The 17,097-nt window shown below is 72.8% G+C and carries 21 protein-coding genes; 12 read left to right on the top strand and 9 right to left on the bottom strand.

Annotated features, from left to right (window positions below):
• Window positions 1–7: 7 nt before the first annotated feature.
• Window positions 8–367, bottom strand: coding sequence for a DUF3099 domain-containing protein (locus OH804_RS20170; RefSeq protein ID WP_196921689.1), 360 nt, complete (start codon window positions 365–367; stop codon window positions 8–10).
• 103 nt (window positions 368–470) lie between these two features.
• Between OH804_RS20170 and OH804_RS20175 the strand changes: the two genes are divergently transcribed.
• The gene (locus tag OH804_RS20175; RefSeq protein ID WP_074318059.1) at window positions 471–758 is read left to right on the top strand and encodes a hypothetical protein; all 288 of its coding nucleotides are present in this window, start codon (window positions 471–473) and stop codon (window positions 756–758) included.
• A 13-nt stretch (window positions 759–771) separates the two neighbouring features.
• Entirely contained in the window at window positions 772–1,083 is a 312-nt protein-coding gene (locus tag OH804_RS20180; protein ID WP_406058806.1) for a hypothetical protein, read from the top strand.
• A gap of 38 nt (window positions 1,084–1,121) precedes the next feature.
• On the opposite strand, the gene OH804_RS20185 is transcribed toward OH804_RS20180, so the two are convergent.
• Entirely contained in the window at window positions 1,122–1,709 is a 588-nt protein-coding gene (locus tag OH804_RS20185) for an HhH-GPD-type base excision DNA repair protein (RefSeq protein WP_196921687.1), read from the bottom strand.
• A gap of 95 nt (window positions 1,710–1,804) precedes the next feature.
• Here OH804_RS20185 and OH804_RS20190 point away from each other — a divergent pair, with 95 nt between their 5' ends.
• Both OH804_RS20190 and dtd read left to right on the top strand, forming a co-directional pair.
• Complete coding sequence (locus OH804_RS20190; protein WP_406058808.1) at window positions 1,805–3,289, top strand: methyltransferase; 1,485 nt, start codon at window positions 1,805–1,807, stop codon at window positions 3,287–3,289.
• The gene (gene dtd, locus OH804_RS20195) at window positions 3,289–3,711 is read left to right on the top strand and encodes a D-aminoacyl-tRNA deacylase (RefSeq protein ID WP_196921685.1); all 423 of its coding nucleotides are present in this window, start codon (window positions 3,289–3,291) and stop codon (window positions 3,709–3,711) included. Before OH804_RS20190 ends, dtd begins: the two co-directional genes overlap by 1 nt.
• On the opposite strand, the gene OH804_RS20200 is transcribed toward dtd, so the two are convergent.
• Window positions 3,708–4,496, bottom strand: coding sequence for a sporulation protein (locus OH804_RS20200; RefSeq protein WP_196924822.1), 789 nt, complete (start codon window positions 4,494–4,496; stop codon window positions 3,708–3,710). The genes dtd and OH804_RS20200 overlap by 4 nt on opposite strands.
• A 232-nt stretch (window positions 4,497–4,728) precedes the next feature.
• Here OH804_RS20200 and sigB point away from each other — a divergent pair, with 232 nt between their 5' ends.
• The 4 genes from sigB to OH804_RS20220 all read left to right on the top strand — a co-directional run bounded on the left by sigB (window position 4,729) and on the right by OH804_RS20220 (window position 7,171).
• Complete coding sequence (gene sigB / locus OH804_RS20205; RefSeq protein ID WP_406058810.1) at window positions 4,729–5,745, top strand: RNA polymerase sigma factor SigB; 1,017 nt, start codon at window positions 4,729–4,731, stop codon at window positions 5,743–5,745.
• Window positions 5,746–5,868: 123 nt separating this feature from the next.
• Complete coding sequence (locus tag OH804_RS20210) at window positions 5,869–6,264, top strand: helix-turn-helix transcriptional regulator (protein ID WP_196921683.1); 396 nt, start codon at window positions 5,869–5,871, stop codon at window positions 6,262–6,264.
• Window positions 6,261–6,767, top strand: a complete 507-nt coding sequence (locus OH804_RS20215) for an SRPBCC family protein (protein WP_406058813.1) — start codon at window positions 6,261–6,263, stop codon at window positions 6,765–6,767. The genes OH804_RS20210 and OH804_RS20215 overlap by 4 nt, the downstream gene beginning before the upstream one ends.
• Entirely contained in the window at window positions 6,764–7,171 is a 408-nt protein-coding gene (locus OH804_RS20220; RefSeq protein ID WP_196921681.1) for a VOC family protein, read from the top strand. Before OH804_RS20215 ends, OH804_RS20220 begins: the two co-directional genes overlap by 4 nt.
• Window positions 7,172–7,181: 10 nt before the next feature.
• On the opposite strand, the gene OH804_RS20225 is transcribed toward OH804_RS20220, so the two are convergent.
• From OH804_RS20225 to OH804_RS20235, 3 genes are read right to left on the bottom strand one after another with little or no spacing between them, the layout of a single operon-like run.
• Window positions 7,182–9,737 (bottom strand): GNAT family N-acetyltransferase, encoded by a 2,556-nt coding sequence (locus tag OH804_RS20225; protein WP_406058815.1) that lies wholly within the window; start codon window positions 9,735–9,737, stop codon window positions 7,182–7,184.
• A gap of 24 nt (window positions 9,738–9,761) precedes the next feature.
• On the bottom strand, window positions 9,762–10,943 hold the full coding sequence (locus OH804_RS20230; protein WP_406058817.1) for an acetoin utilization protein AcuC: 1,182 nt from the start codon (window positions 10,941–10,943) through the stop codon (window positions 9,762–9,764).
• 48 nt (window positions 10,944–10,991) lie between these two features.
• Window positions 10,992–11,852 (bottom strand): sulfurtransferase, encoded by an 861-nt coding sequence (locus OH804_RS20235; RefSeq protein ID WP_406058819.1) that lies wholly within the window; start codon window positions 11,850–11,852, stop codon window positions 10,992–10,994.
• Between the two features lie 100 nt (window positions 11,853–11,952).
• On the opposite strand from OH804_RS20235, the gene OH804_RS20240 reads away from it, so the two are divergent.
• The gene (locus OH804_RS20240; protein ID WP_196921677.1) at window positions 11,953–12,642 is read left to right on the top strand and encodes a metal-dependent transcriptional regulator; all 690 of its coding nucleotides are present in this window, start codon (window positions 11,953–11,955) and stop codon (window positions 12,640–12,642) included.
• Window positions 12,643–12,661: 19 nt separating this feature from the next.
• On the opposite strand, the gene OH804_RS20245 is transcribed toward OH804_RS20240, so the two are convergent.
• Window positions 12,662–13,210 carry a hypothetical protein gene (locus OH804_RS20245; RefSeq protein WP_406058821.1) on the bottom strand — a complete coding sequence of 183 codons (549 nt, stop codon included), beginning with the start codon at window positions 13,208–13,210 and terminating at the stop codon, window positions 12,662–12,664.
• Window positions 13,211–13,308: 98 nt separating this feature from the next.
• On the bottom strand, window positions 13,309–13,563 hold the full coding sequence (locus OH804_RS20250; protein ID WP_406058823.1) for a DUF5522 domain-containing protein: 255 nt from the start codon (window positions 13,561–13,563) through the stop codon (window positions 13,309–13,311).
• A gap of 148 nt (window positions 13,564–13,711) precedes the next feature.
• Here OH804_RS20250 and OH804_RS20255 point away from each other — a divergent pair, with 148 nt between their 5' ends.
• Genes OH804_RS20255 through OH804_RS20265 form a run of 3 tightly spaced genes read left to right on the top strand, consistent with a single transcriptional unit; the run spans window position 13,712 to window position 16,110 of the window.
• Window positions 13,712–14,275 carry a dihydrofolate reductase family protein gene (locus tag OH804_RS20255; RefSeq protein WP_196921674.1) on the top strand — a complete coding sequence of 188 codons (564 nt, stop codon included), beginning with the start codon at window positions 13,712–13,714 and terminating at the stop codon, window positions 14,273–14,275.
• 2 nt (window positions 14,276–14,277) lie between these two features.
• Window positions 14,278–15,135: an alpha/beta fold hydrolase gene (locus OH804_RS20260; protein WP_406058825.1), complete on the top strand. Its 858-nt coding sequence runs from the start codon at window positions 14,278–14,280 to the stop codon at window positions 15,133–15,135.
• Between the two features lie 33 nt (window positions 15,136–15,168).
• Window positions 15,169–16,110 (top strand): MerR family transcriptional regulator, encoded by a 942-nt coding sequence (locus OH804_RS20265; protein ID WP_406058827.1) that lies wholly within the window; start codon window positions 15,169–15,171, stop codon window positions 16,108–16,110.
• 47 nt (window positions 16,111–16,157) lie between these two features.
• Here OH804_RS20265 and OH804_RS20270 read toward each other — a convergent pair whose 3' ends face one another.
• On the bottom strand, window positions 16,158–17,093 hold the full coding sequence (locus OH804_RS20270; RefSeq protein WP_406058829.1) for a DUF2332 domain-containing protein: 936 nt from the start codon (window positions 17,091–17,093) through the stop codon (window positions 16,158–16,160).
• Window positions 17,094–17,097: the final 4 nt, after the last annotated feature.

Below are 17,097 nucleotides of genomic sequence, written 5' to 3' on the forward strand. Positions count from 1 at the left end.
TCGCGGGTCAGGGTTCGACGTCGATGACCTTGTGCGGGCGCTCCTCGGCGGTGAGGCTCATCGGCGGGGTGTCGTCCGTGTGCCGGCGGTGGAACCGGTTGGCCAGCCGGTGCTCTTCCTTCGGTGGCCGGTCGTTGGCCAGCAGCACGGCCAGCCAGGGGATGAGCACCATGCCGAGGGCGCACAACGGCAGCCAGAGCCAGAGCAGCGGGGCGTTCGCACCGACCAGGATCGCGCCGACGATGATGCAGGCCACCCGGATGCCCATCATCAGGACGTAGCGGCGCTGACGGCTGGTGAGTTGATCACCCTGGCTGCGCGAGGCGTCGGTGATCAGAATCGGCTGGTACGCCTGACGCTTCACCATGGACCTCCTCGAGGGGTTACGCCTCATCCTGTCACCGCAGGCCCGTGATCAGCGAACTTCGACTCATCCCGTCGCGTGTTACGTGCGTGGTACGCTCCGCAACGTGGGCAGCAGGTTCAGCTTCACCGACGAGGCGTTGGCCAACCTGAGGGTCTACGACGTCACACCCGGGGAAGTCTGGGAGGCGCTGCACAGCGCCCGACGGGTCATCCGGCATCTGGGTGACGACGTGATGGTGGTCTACGCCGCCGCCCGTCGGGGCCGCCGGCTGGCGGTGCTGCTCGCCGAGGCCGATGGCACCGACAACGACTGGGACATCCTCTCCGCCCGCGAGTTGAGCGACGTCGAGTCCAAGCGCTACGACGAGGCCGTGCGGAGATCTCGCCGATGAGGAGGCCGTGACGATGCACCGTAACGACGCGACCAAGCAGTTCCACGGCGGCGGCGACCGGATCGCCGACCTGATCGACGAGAGCCCGCCGGCAGACCTGCCCACCCCCGACACCGACGTGCCGATGGTGAGCCGCTCGGTGCGGCTCCCCCTGGACACCTACGAGCGGGTTCGCGCCGCCGCCGACGCCCGGGGCATCGGGGTCACCACACTGATGCGCCAGTGGATCGAGGCCGGCCTGGCCGACCTGGACGACTCGGCGACCGTCTCGCTGGCCGACGTCCGGCGCGCGCTGGCCTCGCTGGCGCACCCCACCGCCGCCTGAGCAGACCGGCCCTCACCGGCCCTCACCGGGCCGGTCGGTCAGCCGCCGGTCTTCGCCTTGGCCGCCGCCTTCATCTGCTGCTTGAACTCCCGCACCCGGCGCAGCGAGTCGGCGTCGGTGACGTCGGCCACCGACCGGTACGCGCCCGGGTCGCCGTAGTCCCCGGCAGCCTTCCGCCAGTCCTGCGGGGTCACCCCGAACCGCTTGCCGAGCAGGGCCACGAAGATCTGCGCCTTCTGCTTGCCGAAGCCGGGCAGCGCCGAGACGCGGCGCAGCAGCTCCGGTCCGTCGGCGACCTCGGCCCAGAGCAGCGCCGCGTCACCGTCGTAGCGCTCCACCAGCACCTGGCAGACCTCCTGCACCCGGGCCGCCATGGCCTTCGGAAACCGGTGCAGCGCGGGCGGCTGGGCGAAGAGCGCGACCAGGGCCTCCGGGTCGTACCCGGCCAGCTCCGCCGCGTCCAGCTCATGGCCGAGCCGCTGCTGGAGCACGTACGGCGACGAGAACGCCTTCTCCATCGGCACCTGCTGGTCGAGGACCATGCCGAGGAGCAGGGCCAGCGGACTGCGCTCCAGCAGCCGGTTAGCCTCCGGGTCGATGGGCAGCACAAGCGTCATGCGGACCATCCTGCCTGGCCCACCGACCCGGGCCGCCACCGACGCTCCGACATGTACCGGCGGGTGACGCTGACCCGGGACGCGACGGCAGGCAGGATGTCGGGGTGGACGAACACGACATGCTGCTCTCCCCCGCCGGTGTCGACGCGCTGCGAACCGCGCTGACCCGGACCGGTTTCACCAGCCACGGCATCGCCGAGCGGCTGGGCGCCCAGGCGACCGCGGCGGTCGCCCGCAACGACTACCGGGCCGCGCTGCGCGCCACCGAGGACGGCGACCCGCTGGGCACCCTGATCCGGGTGTTCATCTGCGACCAGACCGAGCCGGAGGCCGCGGTGGCCACCGCGCTGGCGCCGCTGAGCCTGGACGAGGCCCTGGCCGGTGGGCTGGTCGAGCGGTACGGCGACGGCCTGCGCGCGGGCGTCGACCTCGAGCCGTACGGCGAGGACTGGTGGGTGCTCGCCGATGTGCCGGCCAGCGCCCGACCGGGTCGCCCGTTGCACGCCGAGCACGTCCTCGGCGTCGGCGGGGCAACCCACACCCTGATCGGCGCAACCATGCGCCGGCCGGTCGACACCGCACTGGACCTGGGCACCGGCTCCGGCGTCCAGGCCCTACACCTGGCCACCCACGCCCGGTCGGTGACCGCCACCGACCTCTCCGAGCGGGCGCTGCGTTTCGCCGCGACCACCGCCGCCCTCAACGGCCAGGACTGGGAGTTGCTCCGCGGCGACATGGTCGCCCCGGTGGCCGGTCGGCGGTTCGACCTGGTGGTGAGCAACCCGCCGTTCGTCGTCGGCCCGGGCACCACCACGCACGTGTACCGCGACTCCGGCCGGGTCGGCGACGCGATCGGCGCCGAACTGGCCGCCGCCGCCCCGGGCCTGCTCACCGAGGGCGGCACCATGCAGTACCTGGCGAACTGGGTCCACGTCGCCGGCGAGGAGTGGGACGAGCGGGTCGCCGGGTGGTTCGCCGGGACCGGCCTGGACGCCTGGGTGATCCAGCGCGAGGTGGCCGACCCGATGGCGTACGTCGACCTGTGGCTCACCGACGTCGGCGAGACCGCCGACCCGCAGCGGATGGCCGCCTGGCTGGACTGGTTCGACGCGCACAAGGTGGAGGGCATCGGCTTCGGCATCGTGTCACTGCGCCGGGGCGGGCACGCCGACCCGGTGGTCCGGGTGGAGGACCTGCGCCAGCGGGTGCAACCACCGCTGGGCGACCAGGTCGCCTCCTGGTTCGACCGCCAGGACTTTCTCCGGGTACGCGACACAGAGGCGTTGCTCGCCGAGCGCTATCGGGCCGCCGAGGGCCTCCAGCTGCGACAGGAGGCCACCATGGGCGACGAGGGCTGGGGGGTGGACCGGCAGGTCCTGGCGATGCCACACGGCCTGCGCTGGACCGAGGAGATCGACCCGCTGGTGCTGGCGCTGGTCGGTGGCGCCGACGGCCGGCTGCCGCTGCGTGACCAGCTCGCCCTGCTCGCCGCAGCGCACGACGTCGAGCCCGACGAGATGGCCGAGGCCGCCGGCCCGATCGTGGCGCACCTGGTGGAACGCGGCTTCATCGAGCCGGTGAGCGCCTGATGCGGGCGGTGGTGCAGACCGTTGGCCGGGCCAGCGTGACGGTCGACGGCGAGGTGGTCGGTGCCATCGAGAACGGCCTGCTGGTGCTGCTGGGGGTGACCCACACCGACACCACGGAGACCGCTCAGACGATGGCCCGCAAGGTGCACGAGGTGCGCATCCTGGACGGTGAACGGTCCGCGGCCGACACCGGCGCGCCGATCCTGGTGGTCAGCCAGTTCACCCTCTACGGCGATGTCCGCAAGGGCCGCCGCCCGAGCTGGACCGCCGCCGCCCCCGCCGAGGTCGCCGAGCCACTGGTGACAGCGGTGGTCGACGCCCTGCGTGAACGAGGAGCCAAGGTCGAGACTGGCCGTTTCCGCACCCATATGCTGGTGGAAAGCACCAACATAGGCCCCCAAACCCTCCTCCTGGACCTCTAACCGAAGAGGCCTCGGCGGGTCAGGGACTGGCGGAGCCAGTTGTCGAGTTCGGCAGTCCAGTCGGTGCGGTCGGCGGTGGCGTGGTCGACAGTGAACCGGCCGAAGGCGTCCCGGCCCTCGGTGAAGACACCGCCGCGCTTGTCGACCTCCAGCACCACCTGCATCTGCTGCGCGTCGGCGATGAAGGTGACCTCCAACTGGTTGATCGAGCGGGCGTACTGCGGCGCCGGGCTGAACTCGATCTCCTGGTAGAACGGCAACGTCTGGCGTACGCCGTAGATGTGACCACGCTCCACGTCGGCGCGGGCGAACCGGAAACCCAGCCGCAGCAACGCGTCCAGTAGTCGCTCCTGCGTCGGCAACGGGTGCACCGAGACGGCGTCCAGGTCACCCTTGTCGACAGCGCGGGCGACCTCCAGCTCGGTACGCAGGCCCATCGTCATGCCGTGCAGGTGCTGCCCGTACAGCTCGGTGACCGGTGTCTCCCACGGCACGGCGAAGCGGAACGGGAGGTCGTAGCGCTGCCCCGGCTCCAGCCGGAAAGCGCCGGTGACCTGCTGACGGTGGAACTCCTGAGTGGTGTCGTAGTCGTTGTCGCCGCTCTCGACCTCGACCCGGGTGACCAGGCCGAGGGTGACGTGGTCGATGTCGACCTGGTGGTCGCCGCCCATCACCTGGATGCGGCCCTCTAGCTGGCCGCCCGGGCGGCAGTTCGGGTTGGCCAGCACCGTCTCGACCGACGGGCCGCCGACGCCCATTGCCTTCATGAGCCGCTTGAAGACCACACCGTCCTCCATCTGTCGTCCTCGGCCGACCAGAGGTGGCCGGCCGTCCGCAACGTAGCCGGGGCGGGCAACCACTCACCGGGACGACACACCGCACCAGCGATCCGACGCAATTCCTGTCGGGTGCCCGATCGCCTCACTCCCGTTTTACGCCCCGCCCGCCAAGCTGTTGTCACACCGGCACCACTGGGCCGGGAACACGGCACCGACGTGGAAACGGGGAGAGACAGAGATGGTCCTGCAGATGACGGAACACCGGACGCGCCCGGCCACCACGACCAACGCCGACGGGGCCTCCGAGGCCCTCGTCGACCTGGACGCCACCGACGAGCGCGGCATCTCCACCGACCTGGTCCGGGCCTACCTCAACGGTATCGGCCGGACGAAGCTGCTGACCGCCGCGCAGGAGGTCGACCTGGCCCGGCGCATCGAGGCCGGCCTGTTCGCCGACGAGAAGCTGGCCACCTGCACCCCCGTCTCCGCGGAGCTGCGAGCCGACCTGGAGCTGATCGTCGCGGAGGGTCGGGCGGCCAAGGACCACCTGTTGGAGGCGAACCTGCGGCTGGTCGTCAGCATCGCCAAGCGCTACACGGGCCGTGGCATGGCGTTTCTCGACCTGATCCAGGAGGGCAACCTCGGTCTGATCCGGGCGGTGGAGAAGTTCGACTACGCCAAGGGCTACAAGTTCTCCACGTACGCCACCTGGTGGATCCGCCAGGCCATCACCCGCGCAATGGCCGACCAGGCCCGCACAATCCGCATCCCGGTGCACATGGTCGAGCAGGTCAACCGGATGGTCCGGGCCCGCCGCGAGCTGGCCGTGACGCTGGGCCGCGAACCAACGGTGGCCGAGGTGGCCCGCGCGCTGGAAATCCCCGAGATTCAGGTCATCGAGCTGATCTCCTACGACCGGGAGCCGGTGAGTCTGGACCAGGCCGTCGGCGACGACGGTGAGAGCGCGCTCGGCGACTTCGTGGCCTCGGTGGACCCGCGTAGCGAGCCGGGCGACACCGCCGCTCAGGGCGAGCTGCGCAACGAGGTCAGCATCGTGCTCTCCACCCTGTCCCAGCGGGAGCAGGCGGTCATCCGGCTCCGGTTCGGCCTGGACGACGGCCGGCAGCGCACCCTGGACGAGGTCGGCCGGGAGTTCGGCCTGTCCCGGGAGCGGATCCGGCAGATCGAGAAGGTGACGCTGCTGAAGCTGCGCGCCCCGGAGCGGGCCCAGCGCCTGGAGGCGTACGCCTGCTGACGCACCTGGTTCCCACGGAAGGCCCTGGCGGTTCGCCGGGGCCTTCCGTGCTGTCGGGTGCTTGACGGCGGCCCCCAGCTGCGATAAAACCAAGTGGTTATTTAACCAGGAGGTTATGAGCGAATGGCTGTCGAGTTGTTGGACGCGACCTTCGCAGCGCTGGCCCACCCGACCCGGCGGGCCATCCTCGCCCGGCTCGCGCTGAGCGAGGCCACCGTGACGGAGTTGGCGGAGCCCTTCGAGATGAGTCAGCCGGCGATCTCCAAGCACCTCCGGGTGCTGGAGCGCGCTGGCCTCGTCACCCGGGGGCGGGACGCCCAGCGCCGGCCGTGCCGGTTGGAGGCCCGACCACTACGCGAGGCGACGGCCTGGCTCGCCGACTACCGCGACTACTGGGCGGAGAGCTACCAACGCCTCGACGCCCTGCTCGGTGAGCTCCAGACCAGGGAACGGGCCGACACCACCGTGGAACAGGCCGCCGAGCCCCGGCACGACCGACCGGACGGGACGGGCCGGTGACCGGCCTCGATGACGCGCTCGTCGTGCACGCCCCGAGCGACCGGGAAATAGTGTTGAGTCGGCTGTTCGACGCCCCGGTGGACCTGGTGTTCGCCGCCTTCACCCAACCCGAGCTGCTGGTCCGGTGGTACGGCGCACGCGGTTGGCGGCTGGCGGAGTGCGACGTCGACCTGCGGGTCGGCGGGCGGTGGCGGTTCATGTCACTGGGCCCGGCGGGTGCCCGGATGGTCCAGGCTGGGGTCTACCGGCAGATCGAGCCGCCGCACCGGCTGGTCTACACCGAACTCTTCGACGACCAGTCCTACCCCGGCGAGACCCTTGTCGGCCACGAGTTCACCGAGTTGGCCGGTCGGACGACGGTCACCACCACGCTGCTGTACGCCACCGCGGAGGGACGGGACATCGTCTTGCGCTACCCGATGGCTCGGGGCGTCGGGCAGAGCTACCTGCGGCTCGCCGAGTTGCTGCACCTGACAACGACGACACGAGGAGAACAACCATGAACTGGACGTTGGAAGTGGTGATCGTGCCGGTCTCCGATGTGGACCGGGCCAAGAAGTTCTACGCCGACCAGCTCGGGTTCACTGTCGACCACGACACCGTGATCAACGACGAGGCGCGCATCGTCCAGCTGACCCCGCCGGGCTCCGGCTGCTCGATCGTGATCGGCAAGGGCGTCATCCCCGAGATGCCACCCGGCTCAGTCAAGGGCCTGCAACTCGTGGTGCCCGACCTGAAGCGGGCCCACGAGGAACTGGTCGGGCGGGGTGTGGAGGTCAGCGAGATCCAGGTGGTGGGTCAGAACCCCCGGCCGGTGCCGGATCCGCTGGACAACGTCGGCTTCGTCTTCTTCGCCGACCCGGACGGCAACACCTGGGGTGTCCAGCAGATCTCCAGCCGCGCCTGACCGGGCCCGCTCACAGGCGGCGAGGGCCGGTGTCCGGGCGGGCGACCACACCACCCACCCCCACCTGGGCGTGCAGGACCGAGATGCCGTCCGGGCGGGCGAGCACCGGGTTGAGGGTCAGCGACCGCACCCGGGGTTGTTCGTCGGCGAGCTGACCCACCCGCAGCAGCAGGTCGGCCAGGGCCGCCTGGTCGACCGGCGCGGCCCCCCGGTGCCCGCGGAGCAACGGCGCTGCCCGGGGCTCGTCGACCAGCTCGGCCGCGTCCCGGTCGGTCAGCGGCACCGCCCGCCAGGCCCGATCGCCGAGCAGTTCGGTGGCGACCCCGCCGAGGCCGAAGCCGACCACCGGCCCGAACGCCGGGTCTTCCACCACCTCCACCACGCAGGCCACCCCGGGCGGGACCATCGGCTGGACCAGGGCGTCCGCGCCGAAGGTCGCCGCCAGGTCGACGTACGCGCGACGGAGGGTCGGCTCGTCGGACAGGTCGAGCCGGACCGCGCCCAGGTCGAGTCGGTGCCGCAGCCCGGGGGCGGCCGCCTTGAGCGCCACCGGGAAACCCAGCCGCACGGCCGCCTCGACCGCCGCGTCGGCGGAGTCGACGTGCACCGACGCCACCAGGTCGATGCCGTACGCGGCCAGCAGCGGGCCCGGGTCGGTGGTGTCGGCCCGGAGCGCGGCCTGCGCGGCCGTCCGATCGAGGCCGGGCAGCTGCGGTGCCACCCCGGGCGGGCGGCGAAGCCACTCGGCGTACCGGTGGGCGCGGGCGAGCGCGCGGACCGCCTCCTCCACGCCGCCGTACGCCGGCACCCCCGGCGGCAGACGCCCGACCAAGAACGTCGCCACTGTCGGCTTGCCCAGCGCGAGGGCGGCCGGCAGCGCGGCGGTCACGTCGGCGTCCACCTCGGTCAGCTGGCCGGGCAGCGGCGGGGCGAAGACCACCACCAGGGCGTCCACCCGTTCGTCGGCGGCCGTCTCGGCGAGCGCGGCGGCGAACTCGGCGGCACCGGCGCTCGGCCCGACGTCACGCGGGTAGCCGTCGGCCACGCTGAGGCCCTGCCCGACGCACGCGGTCGCGGCGAGCCCGGTTAGGGCCGAGGAGTTGCCGACCACACCTACCCGGCCGCCGGCCGGCAACGGCTGGTTGGCCAGCAGCACCCCCACGTCGAGCAGCTCCGGCACGGTGTCCACCCGGATCACCCCGGACTGGGCGAAGAGCGCGGCCACCGCCACCTCGTCCGGGCCGGCGGCGTCACCGACCCCCGGCGGGCGGGCCGGCGAGGCGAGCGCGACGACCGGTTTGGCCCGGCCGATCCGTCGGGCCAGCCGGGCGAACTTGCGCGGGTTCCCGAAGGTCTCCAGATAGAGCATGATCACGTCGGTGCCGGGGTCGTCCTGCCAGTACTGCAGAAGGTCGTTGCCGGAGACGTCGGCCCGGTTGCCGGCCGAGACGAAGCTGGACAGCCCGAGGCCCCGCCGGTCCGCCTCGGCGAGTAGCGCCACCCCGAACGCACCGGACTGACTGAAGATGCCCACCCGACCGGCCGGCGGCAGCGCCGGGGCGAGGGTGGCGTTGAGGCGTACCGTCGGGTCGGTGTTGGCCACGCCCAGACAGTTCGGGCCGACGACCCGCATTCCGGCAGCGTGCGCCGCGCGGACCAGCGCCCGCTGGGTGGCCGCGCCCTCCGGGCCGGCCTCGGCGAAGCCGGCCGAGATGACCACCAGGCCGTGCACCCCAGCGGCGGCCGCGTCGGCGACCACCGCGGTCGCCGCCTCCGGCGGGACCGCCACCACGGCCAGGTCCACCGGCGCTCCGGCGTCCACCGCCGACGGGTACGCGGGCAGACCCGCCACGGTCGCCGCGCTCGGATGCACCGGCACCACCGCACCGGTGAACCCGCCGTCGCGCAGGTGCCCGAGCACCGCGGCGCCGACGCCCTGGCCGGTTGCGCTGGCGCCGTAGACGACGATGCCGCGCGGGGCGAGCAGCCGGGCGATCGAGCGGGCCTCGGTGCGGTGCTCCCGGCCCCGCTGCACCTCCAGGCTGGCCTCGGTGGGCGCGATGGGGAAGCTCAGGTGCACCACGCCGTCGGCGTACTCGCGCTGGACCTGGTAGCCGAAGTCGGCGAAGACCCGCAACATCGTCCCGTTGGCCGGCAGCACCTCCGCGACGAAGCTCATGATGTCGTTGCGGCGGGCCGCGTCGGCCAGGTGTTCCATCAGCACCGAGCCGATGCCCCGCCCCTGGTAGGCGTCCTCCACCACGAAGGCCACCTCCGCCTCCGGAGCCTGCGGGCCGAGCCGCTCGTACCGGCCGACCGCGACGATCTGGTCGGCGACCAGCACCACGAACGCCTCCCGGTCGTGGTGGTCCACCGTGACGAAACGGATCAGATCCCGCTCCGGGATGCGCGGGTACGGCGAGAAGTACCGCAGGTAACGGGTCCGCTCGGAGAACCGGCTGTGCATCGCCACGATGCCCGGCGCGTCGGCCGGGTCGATCGGTCGCAACTGGACGGTGCTGCCATCGCTGAGCAGCACGTCGACAGGCTGGCCCACTGTCGTCACCGGAACGCCCTCCCCCGGCCCGGCTCAGTCCCGTGGATCGTGCGGGTCGAGCCCGAGCAGCGGGAAGACCGTCTTGCGGGTGGCCGCGATCGCCCGGTCCACAGCGTTCGGCTCGCCGGTCGGCTGCCACGGCTCGTACGACGGGTCGGCGTCGTCGGTCATCCGCAGTGGCACCTCCCGGCCCAGACGGCGGGAGGCGACCAGGTCCCGCCAGGCGGGTGGGGTGAGCGTGGCCGGGTCGATGGGGTCACCGGTGGCCACGGCCAGCAGGTGACTCCAGGCCCGGGGCACCACCTCGACGAGCGCGTACCCGCCGCCGCCGGTGGCCACCCACCGGCCCTCGCACAACTCGTCGGCGAGCGCCCGCATCGCCAGGTAGGTGGCCCGCTGCCCGTCCACTGTGAGGTTCAGGTCGGCGAGCGGATCCAGCCGGTGCCCGTCGGCGCCACACTGGCTGAACAGCACCTGCGGCCGGAACGCGCGCAGCACCGACGGCACGATCGCGTGGAACGCCCGCTGCCAGCCGCTGTCGTCGACACCCGGCGGCAACGGCATGTTGACAGCGGTGCCCTGCGCGCGCGGCCCACCCGTCTCGTCCGGGAAACCGGTGCCCGGGAAGAGCGCCAGCGGCGTCTCGTGCAGGCTGACAGTGAGCACCCGAGGGTCGTCCCAGAAGATGTCCTGCACCCCGTCGCCGTGGTGCACGTCGACGTCCACGTACGCGATCCGCTCGGCGCCCAGGTCCAGCAGGCGGGCGATGGCCACCGCGGGATCGTTGTAGACGCAGAAGCCGGAGGCCCGGGCGGCCATCGCGTGGTGCAGCCCGCCGGCCACGTTCACCGCCCGCCGGGCGTCGCCGCGCCAGACCGCCTCGGCGGCGGCCACCGTCGCGCCGGCGATGAGCGCACTGGACTCGTGCATCCCCTCGAAGACCGGGTTGTCGGAGGTGCCCAGCCCGTACCCGGCGAAGAGCGGGTCGCGCGGCGCGTTGCGCACCGCGGCGAGGTAGGCCGGCTCGTGCACCCGGGTGAGCAGGGCGTCGTCTGCGGGCTCCGGCTTGACCACCCGCACCCCTGGCCGGTGCAGGATGCCCAGCTCGCGGGCGAGCGCGATGGTCAGCTCCACCCGGACCGGGTCGAGCGGATGGTCACCCATGTCGTAGGCGAGCAGCGACTCGTCCCACACCACCACCGTGTCGTCGGACATGAGCCCATCGTCGCACGAGGACCGGCGCCGGCCCACCGCACGCGCTGGTCAGCGGCCGGGTGTCGGCCCGGAGGCGACCGGCCGGGCCGGGTCGGCCACCCAGTTGCTCCACGATCCAACGTAGAGCGCGGCGTCCGTGCGGCCGGCCAGGTGCAGCGCGAGCACCGCCTGCGCGGCGGTCACCCCCGAGCCGCAGTACGCCCCGACGGCCCGCCCCTCGGTCACCCCGGCGGCGGCGAACCGCTCGCTCAACACGTCGGCGGCCAGGAACCGGCCGTCCGGTCCGACGTACTCCCCGGAGGGCAGGTTCGCCGCTCCCGGCACGTGCCCGGCGACCGGGTCGATCGGCTCGACCTCACCCCGGTAGCGCGGCGCCGCCCGTACGTCGAGCAGCACGGCGTCGTCCGCGGCGGCCAGCGCGGCGGCCTCCCCCGCGTCGAGCACCGGGAGATCACCGGGGCGCACCACGACGTCGCCGGGGCCGGGGGCGGGCGCGTCGGTGGAGACGGGCCGGCCGGCGCCGGCCCAGGCCTGGTAGCCGCCGTGCAGCAGGCGCACCTGGCGGTGCCCCGCCCAGCGCAGCGTCCACCAGGCCCGCGCGGCGGCCATGCCGTCGCCGCCGTCGTACACCACCACTGGGTGACCGGCGCGGACGCCGGCGGCCCGGAGCGCGGCCTGCAACGCGGCCGGGTCAGGCAGGGGGTGTCGGCCGCCGGCGCCCGGCGCCCCACAGAGCGCGGTGTCCAGGTCGACGAAGACCGCCCCGGGCAGGTGGCCGGCGAGGTAGTCGTCACGGCCGGGCGGGCCGACGAGCCGCCAGCGGACGTCGAGCAGGGTGGGCGGATCGGCCTGGTCGAGCTCGGCGACGAGCCGCTCGACCTCGACCAACGGCCCCTGGGTACCGGACATGGCGACCATCCAACACCATTCGCGTAGACGGCACGCGGTTCGGCGGCGGTCGCCAGTCGTTCACCGAGGTAACATCGTGCACCGGAGGGCCGCTGACCTTATGAAGTCTCACGACCTGGTCGACACGACCGAAATGTACCTGCGCACCATCCTTGAGTTGGAAGAGGAGGGGGTGCCGCCGCTGCGTGCCCGGATCGCCGAGAGGCTGCAGCAGAGTGGCCCCACAGTGAGCCAGACCGTCGCCCGGATGGAGCGCGACGGCCTGCTCACCGTCGAGGGGGACCGGCACCTGACGCTCACCGCCCTGGGTCGCGGCAGCGCCGTCTCGGTGATGCGCAAGCACCGCCTCGCCGAACTGCTGCTGGTCAACGTCATCGGGATGCCCTACGAGGAGGCCCACGAGGAGGCCTGCCGCTGGGAGCACGTGATGAGCGACGCAGTGGAGAAGCGGGTCTACGACCTGCTCAACCGGCCGACCCGTTCCCCGTACGGCAACCCGATCCCCGGGCTCCAGGAGCTGGGTTCACCCGCTGCGGAGACCACCGACGTCGCTGAGGGCGAGCGCAACCTGGCCTTCCCCGGCCTGTCCGGGCCGGTCGTGGTGCGCCGGATCTGCGAGAGCGTGCAGAAGGACGCCGACGTGCTGCGCCAACTACACGCCGCCGGTGTCGACCCGGGCGCCACTGTGACAGTGGCCCAGGAGCGCGACGGGGTGTCGATCGACCGCTCCGGCGACCGGGTGCGACTGCCCCGCGAGGTCGCCTCCCGGGTCTTCGTCGCCGCCAACTGACCAACCGGGCACCCGGGCGTCACAACGCCCGGGTGTCCACCTTTTTGGCCAGCGCGGCCAGATCCCCGGTCAGCTTCTCCACCGCCGAGCGCTCACTGCCCCGGGCCGCGGTCCAACTCACCGTTGCCAGCCGCCCATCGCCGGCCAGCCAGCCCACCTCGGCGACCGGCCCCCGCCCGCTCGCCGCGGCGGTGGTCCGCTTGTACGCCTGCTGGCCCAGCCCGGTGACCTTCGCCGCCTTGTCCGGCACCACGTCCGCGCCGAAGCTGGTCTTGTCGATCGTGGTCTCGGTCACGCTGAGCGTCAACTCCGGCAGGGTCGCGCCGGAGGCCCGGACCACGCAGGTGTGGGTGTCACCCTGTTCGCTGGCCGCCGCCACGTCGAAGCGGACCTTCACCACCTGCTCGATCACCGTGAAGTCCAGCAGACGGCAGGCGCCGCCCGAGGAGGCCGCCGCCGCGTCCACCGTGATCGGCACCGGCGGCGGCACCGCCACCGGCTCCGCCTCGTCCGCGCAGCCGCTCACCAGCAACCCGGCCAGCCCGACGACCACGATCCGACCGCGCACGTCCCACCCTCTCGCCGACCGACGGCGGAAGGCGCCCGCCGGATGTCCGTCGGACACCGTACGGGGTGTCGGTGTCGCGCGGAAGTCCTCGTTGACGCCTATTCCGACGGTGGATCGTCCACGTACGGACAGTGCCGGCAGCCGCGCCCGCAGCACGTGCCACGGCGGGCCAGGAAAGCGGCGCTGAGCACGAACAGCCCGCTCGCCGGGTCGAGGTAGCCGGCCTCACCGGCGGCCAGCGCGGCGGTGTGCGCGGCGAGGATCCGGGCCCGGTCGGGATGGTCGGACGGCAGCCGGGACGGGTGCGGCTCGGTGAGCGCCCGGTCGGCCAGGGGTCGTCGCTCTCCGGTCACCCGCAGCAGTCTAGGGACGGTTCGTGGTCGGCCTCCCCCCGCCTGGATGTCCGACATGCCCCCGGCGTCGTCGCGGCGGGTGGCTGTTTCGTCGTACGGTCCGACGACGATCGGGTTCGACACCCGTCAACGCGTACTGAGGGGAACCATGCGGAAGATCGTTGTGCAGATGAGCGTGTCGTTGGACGGTTTCTTCGAGGGCCCGGGCGGCGACATCGGCTGGCACCAGGTCGACGAGGAGTTGCACCAGCACTTCAACGACGTGATCGCCCCGATGGGCGGGTTCCTCAGCGGCCGGGTCAGCCACGAGCTGATGGCCGCCTACTGGCCGACCGCCGATCAGGACCCGACCGCCAGCGGCCCGGAGCGCGAGTTCGCCCGCATCTGGCGGGACATGCCGAAGATCGTCTACTCGCGCACGCTCGACCACGCCGACTGGAACGCCACTGTCATGCGCGAGGTCGACGTCGAGCAGGTCCGCAGGCTCACCGCCGAGCCGGGCGGCGACCTGGCGCTCGGCGGGGCCGACCTGGCCGCGACGTTCGCTCGGCACGACCTGATCGACGAGTACCGGATCTACGTCCACCCGGTGCTGGTCGGTCGGGGCCGCCGACTCTTCCCCGAGGCGGACGCCCCGACCGGCCTGCGACTTGTGGAGAGCCGCGTCTTCGGCAACGGCGTGGTCCTGCTCCGTCACGAGCGGGTCCGCTGACGATGACCGTCACCTTCGACGCGATCGACGGGACCACGCTCGCGTACCGGACCGTCGGAACCGGAGACCCACTGGTCTGTCTGCCGGGCGGCCCGATGCGCGACTCCGCGTACCTCGGTGACCTCGGCGGTCTGGGCGCCCACCGGACGCTGGTCATCCTCGATCCGAGGGGCACCGGCCGGTCGGCGGCCCCGGTGGATGTCTCGACGTGCCGCTGCGACCGCCTGGTCGACGATGTGGAGGCGCTGCGCGGGCACCTGGGCCTCGACCGGCTGGATCTGCTGGGGCACTCCGCCGGCGCCAACCTGGCTCTGCGGTACCTGACCGGGCATCCCGATCGGGTGGGCCGACTCGCGCTGGTCACCCCGAGCATCCGAGCGGTCGGGCTGGAGGTGACAGCAGCGCAGCGTCAGGAGGTCACCCAGGCCCGGGCCGGCGAGCCATGGTTTCCGGTGGCAGCAGCAGCGTTGGAGTCCATCCTCGCGGGTCGGGCCGGGCCAGCCGCCGCGCAGGAGATCGCGCCGTTCCTGTACGGCCGGTGGGACACGGCCGCTCGGGTCCACCAGGCCGCCGAGTCCGGCCAGCGCAACGAGGAGCTGGCGCGGGTCTTCAGCTCCGAAGGCGCCTTCGATCCGCCGGCCACTCGTGCGGTGCTCGCCGCACATCGAGGTCCGGTGCTGCTGCTCGCCGGTGCTGTCGACCTGGCCGCACCGCCGGGCCTGGTGGCCCAGTTCGCCGAGCTGAGTCCACGCGCCGAGCTGGCCGTCCAGCAGGGCGCCGGGCACTACCCGTGGCTCGACGACGCCGGGGCGTTCACCGCGACGGTCGTGGCGTTCCTCGCCGGCTCGGATGGTGCTTGAGTCTCCACCGGGGGGAGACACGAGGGTGGGGGCATGAACGGGGAGACGCGTCACACGATCGGCGAGCTGGCCCGGCGGACGGGCCTGAGCGTCAAGACCATCAGGTACTACGCCGACAGCGGGATCGTGCCACCGACGGACCGGAGCCCGGCCGGCTACCGGCGGTACGGCCCGGAGGCCGTGGCCCGGTTGGAGCTGGTCCGGACGCTGCGTGACCTGGGCCTGGACCTGGCCACCATCCGGCGGGTGGTGGACCAGGAGGTGACAGTGCCCGAGGTGGCCGCCGCACACGCCGAGGCGTTGGCCGTGCAGATCCGGGTGCTGCGGCTGCGCCAGGCGGTGCTCACCGTCGCGGCGAGGCGCGGTTCCGGCCCGGCCGAGGTGGACGAGCTGCACCGGCTGGCCCGGCTCACCACCCGGGAACGGGGGCAGTTGGTGGCCGACTTCCTGGACAGCGTCTTCGCCGGCCTCGGCGACCAGCCCGCGTACCCGGGTGTGATCGTCTCGATGACACCGGAGCTTCCGGACGACCCCAGCATCGAGCAGGTCGAGGCGTGGCTGGAGCTGGCCGAGCTGTGCCAGGAGCCGGATTTCCGAGCCCGGATGCGGCGGTTGGCCCGACAGCACGCCGCCGACCACGACGTGCCGGGGTTGCCCCGCCCGGGCGCCGTCGCGGTGGTCCGGGACGCGGTGGCCCCCGCCCTCGCGGCCGGTCTCGACCCGACCAGCCCGGACGCCGATCCGGTGGTGGCGGCCGTCACCGGCCGGTACGCGAACCTGCACTGTCACCCGGACGACGCCGACCTGCGTCGACGGTTGCTCGACCGGCTGGTTCCGGCCAACGACCCCCGCCGGGACCGCTACCTCGACCTGTTGGCGGTGGTCAACGGCTGGTCGACCGGCGATGCGACGGCACCGGCGGTGGACTGGTTCATCCGAGCCCTGCGCGCCCGGATGCCCCAGCCGGCTCGTTGAGCTGACCGGGCCCCGGGCGGCTTGGCGGTCGGGCCGGCTTGGCGGCGTCAGCCGAACCAGGTCATCGCCTGACCGTGGCCTCTGGCCCAGGCCAGCGGTTTCCCGTCGAGCGCAAGGACGTTGTGCAGCGCATCGCTCGGCGGGGCGGGCAGCCCGTCGTACCGGAGCACCTCCGGCCCCTCGTTCGCGACCCAGTGCCCGGGCAGCTCGCGGACCAACCGGACGAACGCGTCCCGGCGTGGCGGCGGCACCTGGTAGAGCACTGACGTGTGGAAAACCACGAGCGTCGCGTCGGTCGGCGCCCGCGCGGCCAGCGCCGGCAGGTCGTCCACCAGGTCGCCGCGGACCAGCAGCGGCGGGTCGGCCGCGGCGACCTCCGCCGCGGCCCGCAGCCGGGCCCGTCGGTGGCCGTGCTCCGGCCAGATCAGCGCGTCCAACCAGGACACGTCGTCGGGGTCGGTCACGTCGAGCGGGTTGAGGTCCAGGCCGGCCCGCCACACCACCCGGGGTACGCCTGCCGGCGGCACCAACCCGTTGGCCGCGCAGTCGAGGACCGGCTCACCGGAGCCGACTTCATGATCGCCGTACCGGTACGCGTACCGGTCGGGGTAGAGGCAGAGCCCGGCCGACGCGCCGACCTCCAGCAGGGCCAGAGGCTGCGGCAACGCGGCGAGCACCGGCAGCAGGACCGCGCACCGGCCCGCCTCGTTCGTCTGGGTGGCCCGGGTGAGCAGTTCCGCTTCGATGGCCGGCCAGTGCGTCACCACGAAGTCGTGGAAGGTGACCGGGTCGTTCACCGGGCCGCCGAGCCAGCGGACGACGCCGAACAGCAGATTCGGCTGCCGCTTGGCCGGCGGAAGCCTGTCGAGCAGGGTGAGCAGGTCGTCGTCGCGGGCGACGGCCTGCGACAGTCGCTCGTACGTGGGCGACACCCCGCGCGCCTCGCGGCTGCTGAACTCGGCGTACGTCCCAGCGGTCGTCATGCCC

This window comes from Micromonospora sp. NBC_00860, assembly GCF_045207375.1.
GTDB classification, from domain to species: domain Bacteria; phylum Actinomycetota; class Actinomycetes; order Mycobacteriales; family Micromonosporaceae; genus Micromonospora; species Micromonospora vinacea.

What these genes read in the sequence shown, in the direction of transcription:
- OH804_RS20230 (WP_406058817.1), bottom strand. Translation starts at nt 10,943, where the DNA reads ATGTCCGACGACACGGTGGTGGTGTGGGACGAGTCGCTGCTCGCCTAC.
- sigB (WP_406058810.1), top strand. Translation starts at nt 4,729, where the DNA reads ATGGTCCTGCAGATGACGGAACACCGGACGCGCCCGGCCACCACGACC.
- dtd (WP_196921685.1), top strand. Translation starts at nt 3,289, where the DNA reads ATGCGGGCGGTGGTGCAGACCGTTGGCCGGGCCAGCGTGACGGTCGAC.
- OH804_RS20235 (WP_406058819.1), bottom strand. Translation starts at nt 11,852, where the DNA reads ATGTCCGGTACCCAGGGGCCGTTGGTCGAGGTCGAGCGGCTCGTCGCC.
- OH804_RS20170 (WP_196921689.1), bottom strand. Translation starts at nt 367, where the DNA reads ATGGTGAAGCGTCAGGCGTACCAGCCGATTCTGATCACCGACGCCTCG.
- OH804_RS20180 (WP_406058806.1), top strand. Translation starts at nt 772, where the DNA reads ATGCACCGTAACGACGCGACCAAGCAGTTCCACGGCGGCGGCGACCGG.
- OH804_RS20185 (WP_196921687.1), bottom strand. Translation starts at nt 1,709, where the DNA reads ATGGTCCGCATGACGCTTGTGCTGCCCATCGACCCGGAGGCTAACCGG.
- OH804_RS20265 (WP_406058827.1), top strand. Translation starts at nt 15,169, where the DNA reads ATGAACGGGGAGACGCGTCACACGATCGGCGAGCTGGCCCGGCGGACG.
- OH804_RS20260 (WP_406058825.1), top strand. Translation starts at nt 14,278, where the DNA reads ATGACCGTCACCTTCGACGCGATCGACGGGACCACGCTCGCGTACCGG.
- OH804_RS20270 (WP_406058829.1), bottom strand. Translation starts at nt 17,093, where the DNA reads ATGACGACCGCTGGGACGTACGCCGAGTTCAGCAGCCGCGAGGCGCGC.
- OH804_RS20220 (WP_196921681.1), top strand. Translation starts at nt 6,764, where the DNA reads ATGAACTGGACGTTGGAAGTGGTGATCGTGCCGGTCTCCGATGTGGAC.
- OH804_RS20210 (WP_196921683.1), top strand. Translation starts at nt 5,869, where the DNA reads ATGGCTGTCGAGTTGTTGGACGCGACCTTCGCAGCGCTGGCCCACCCG.
- OH804_RS20240 (WP_196921677.1), top strand. Translation starts at nt 11,953, where the DNA reads ATGAAGTCTCACGACCTGGTCGACACGACCGAAATGTACCTGCGCACC.
- OH804_RS20255 (WP_196921674.1), top strand. Translation starts at nt 13,712, where the DNA reads ATGCGGAAGATCGTTGTGCAGATGAGCGTGTCGTTGGACGGTTTCTTC.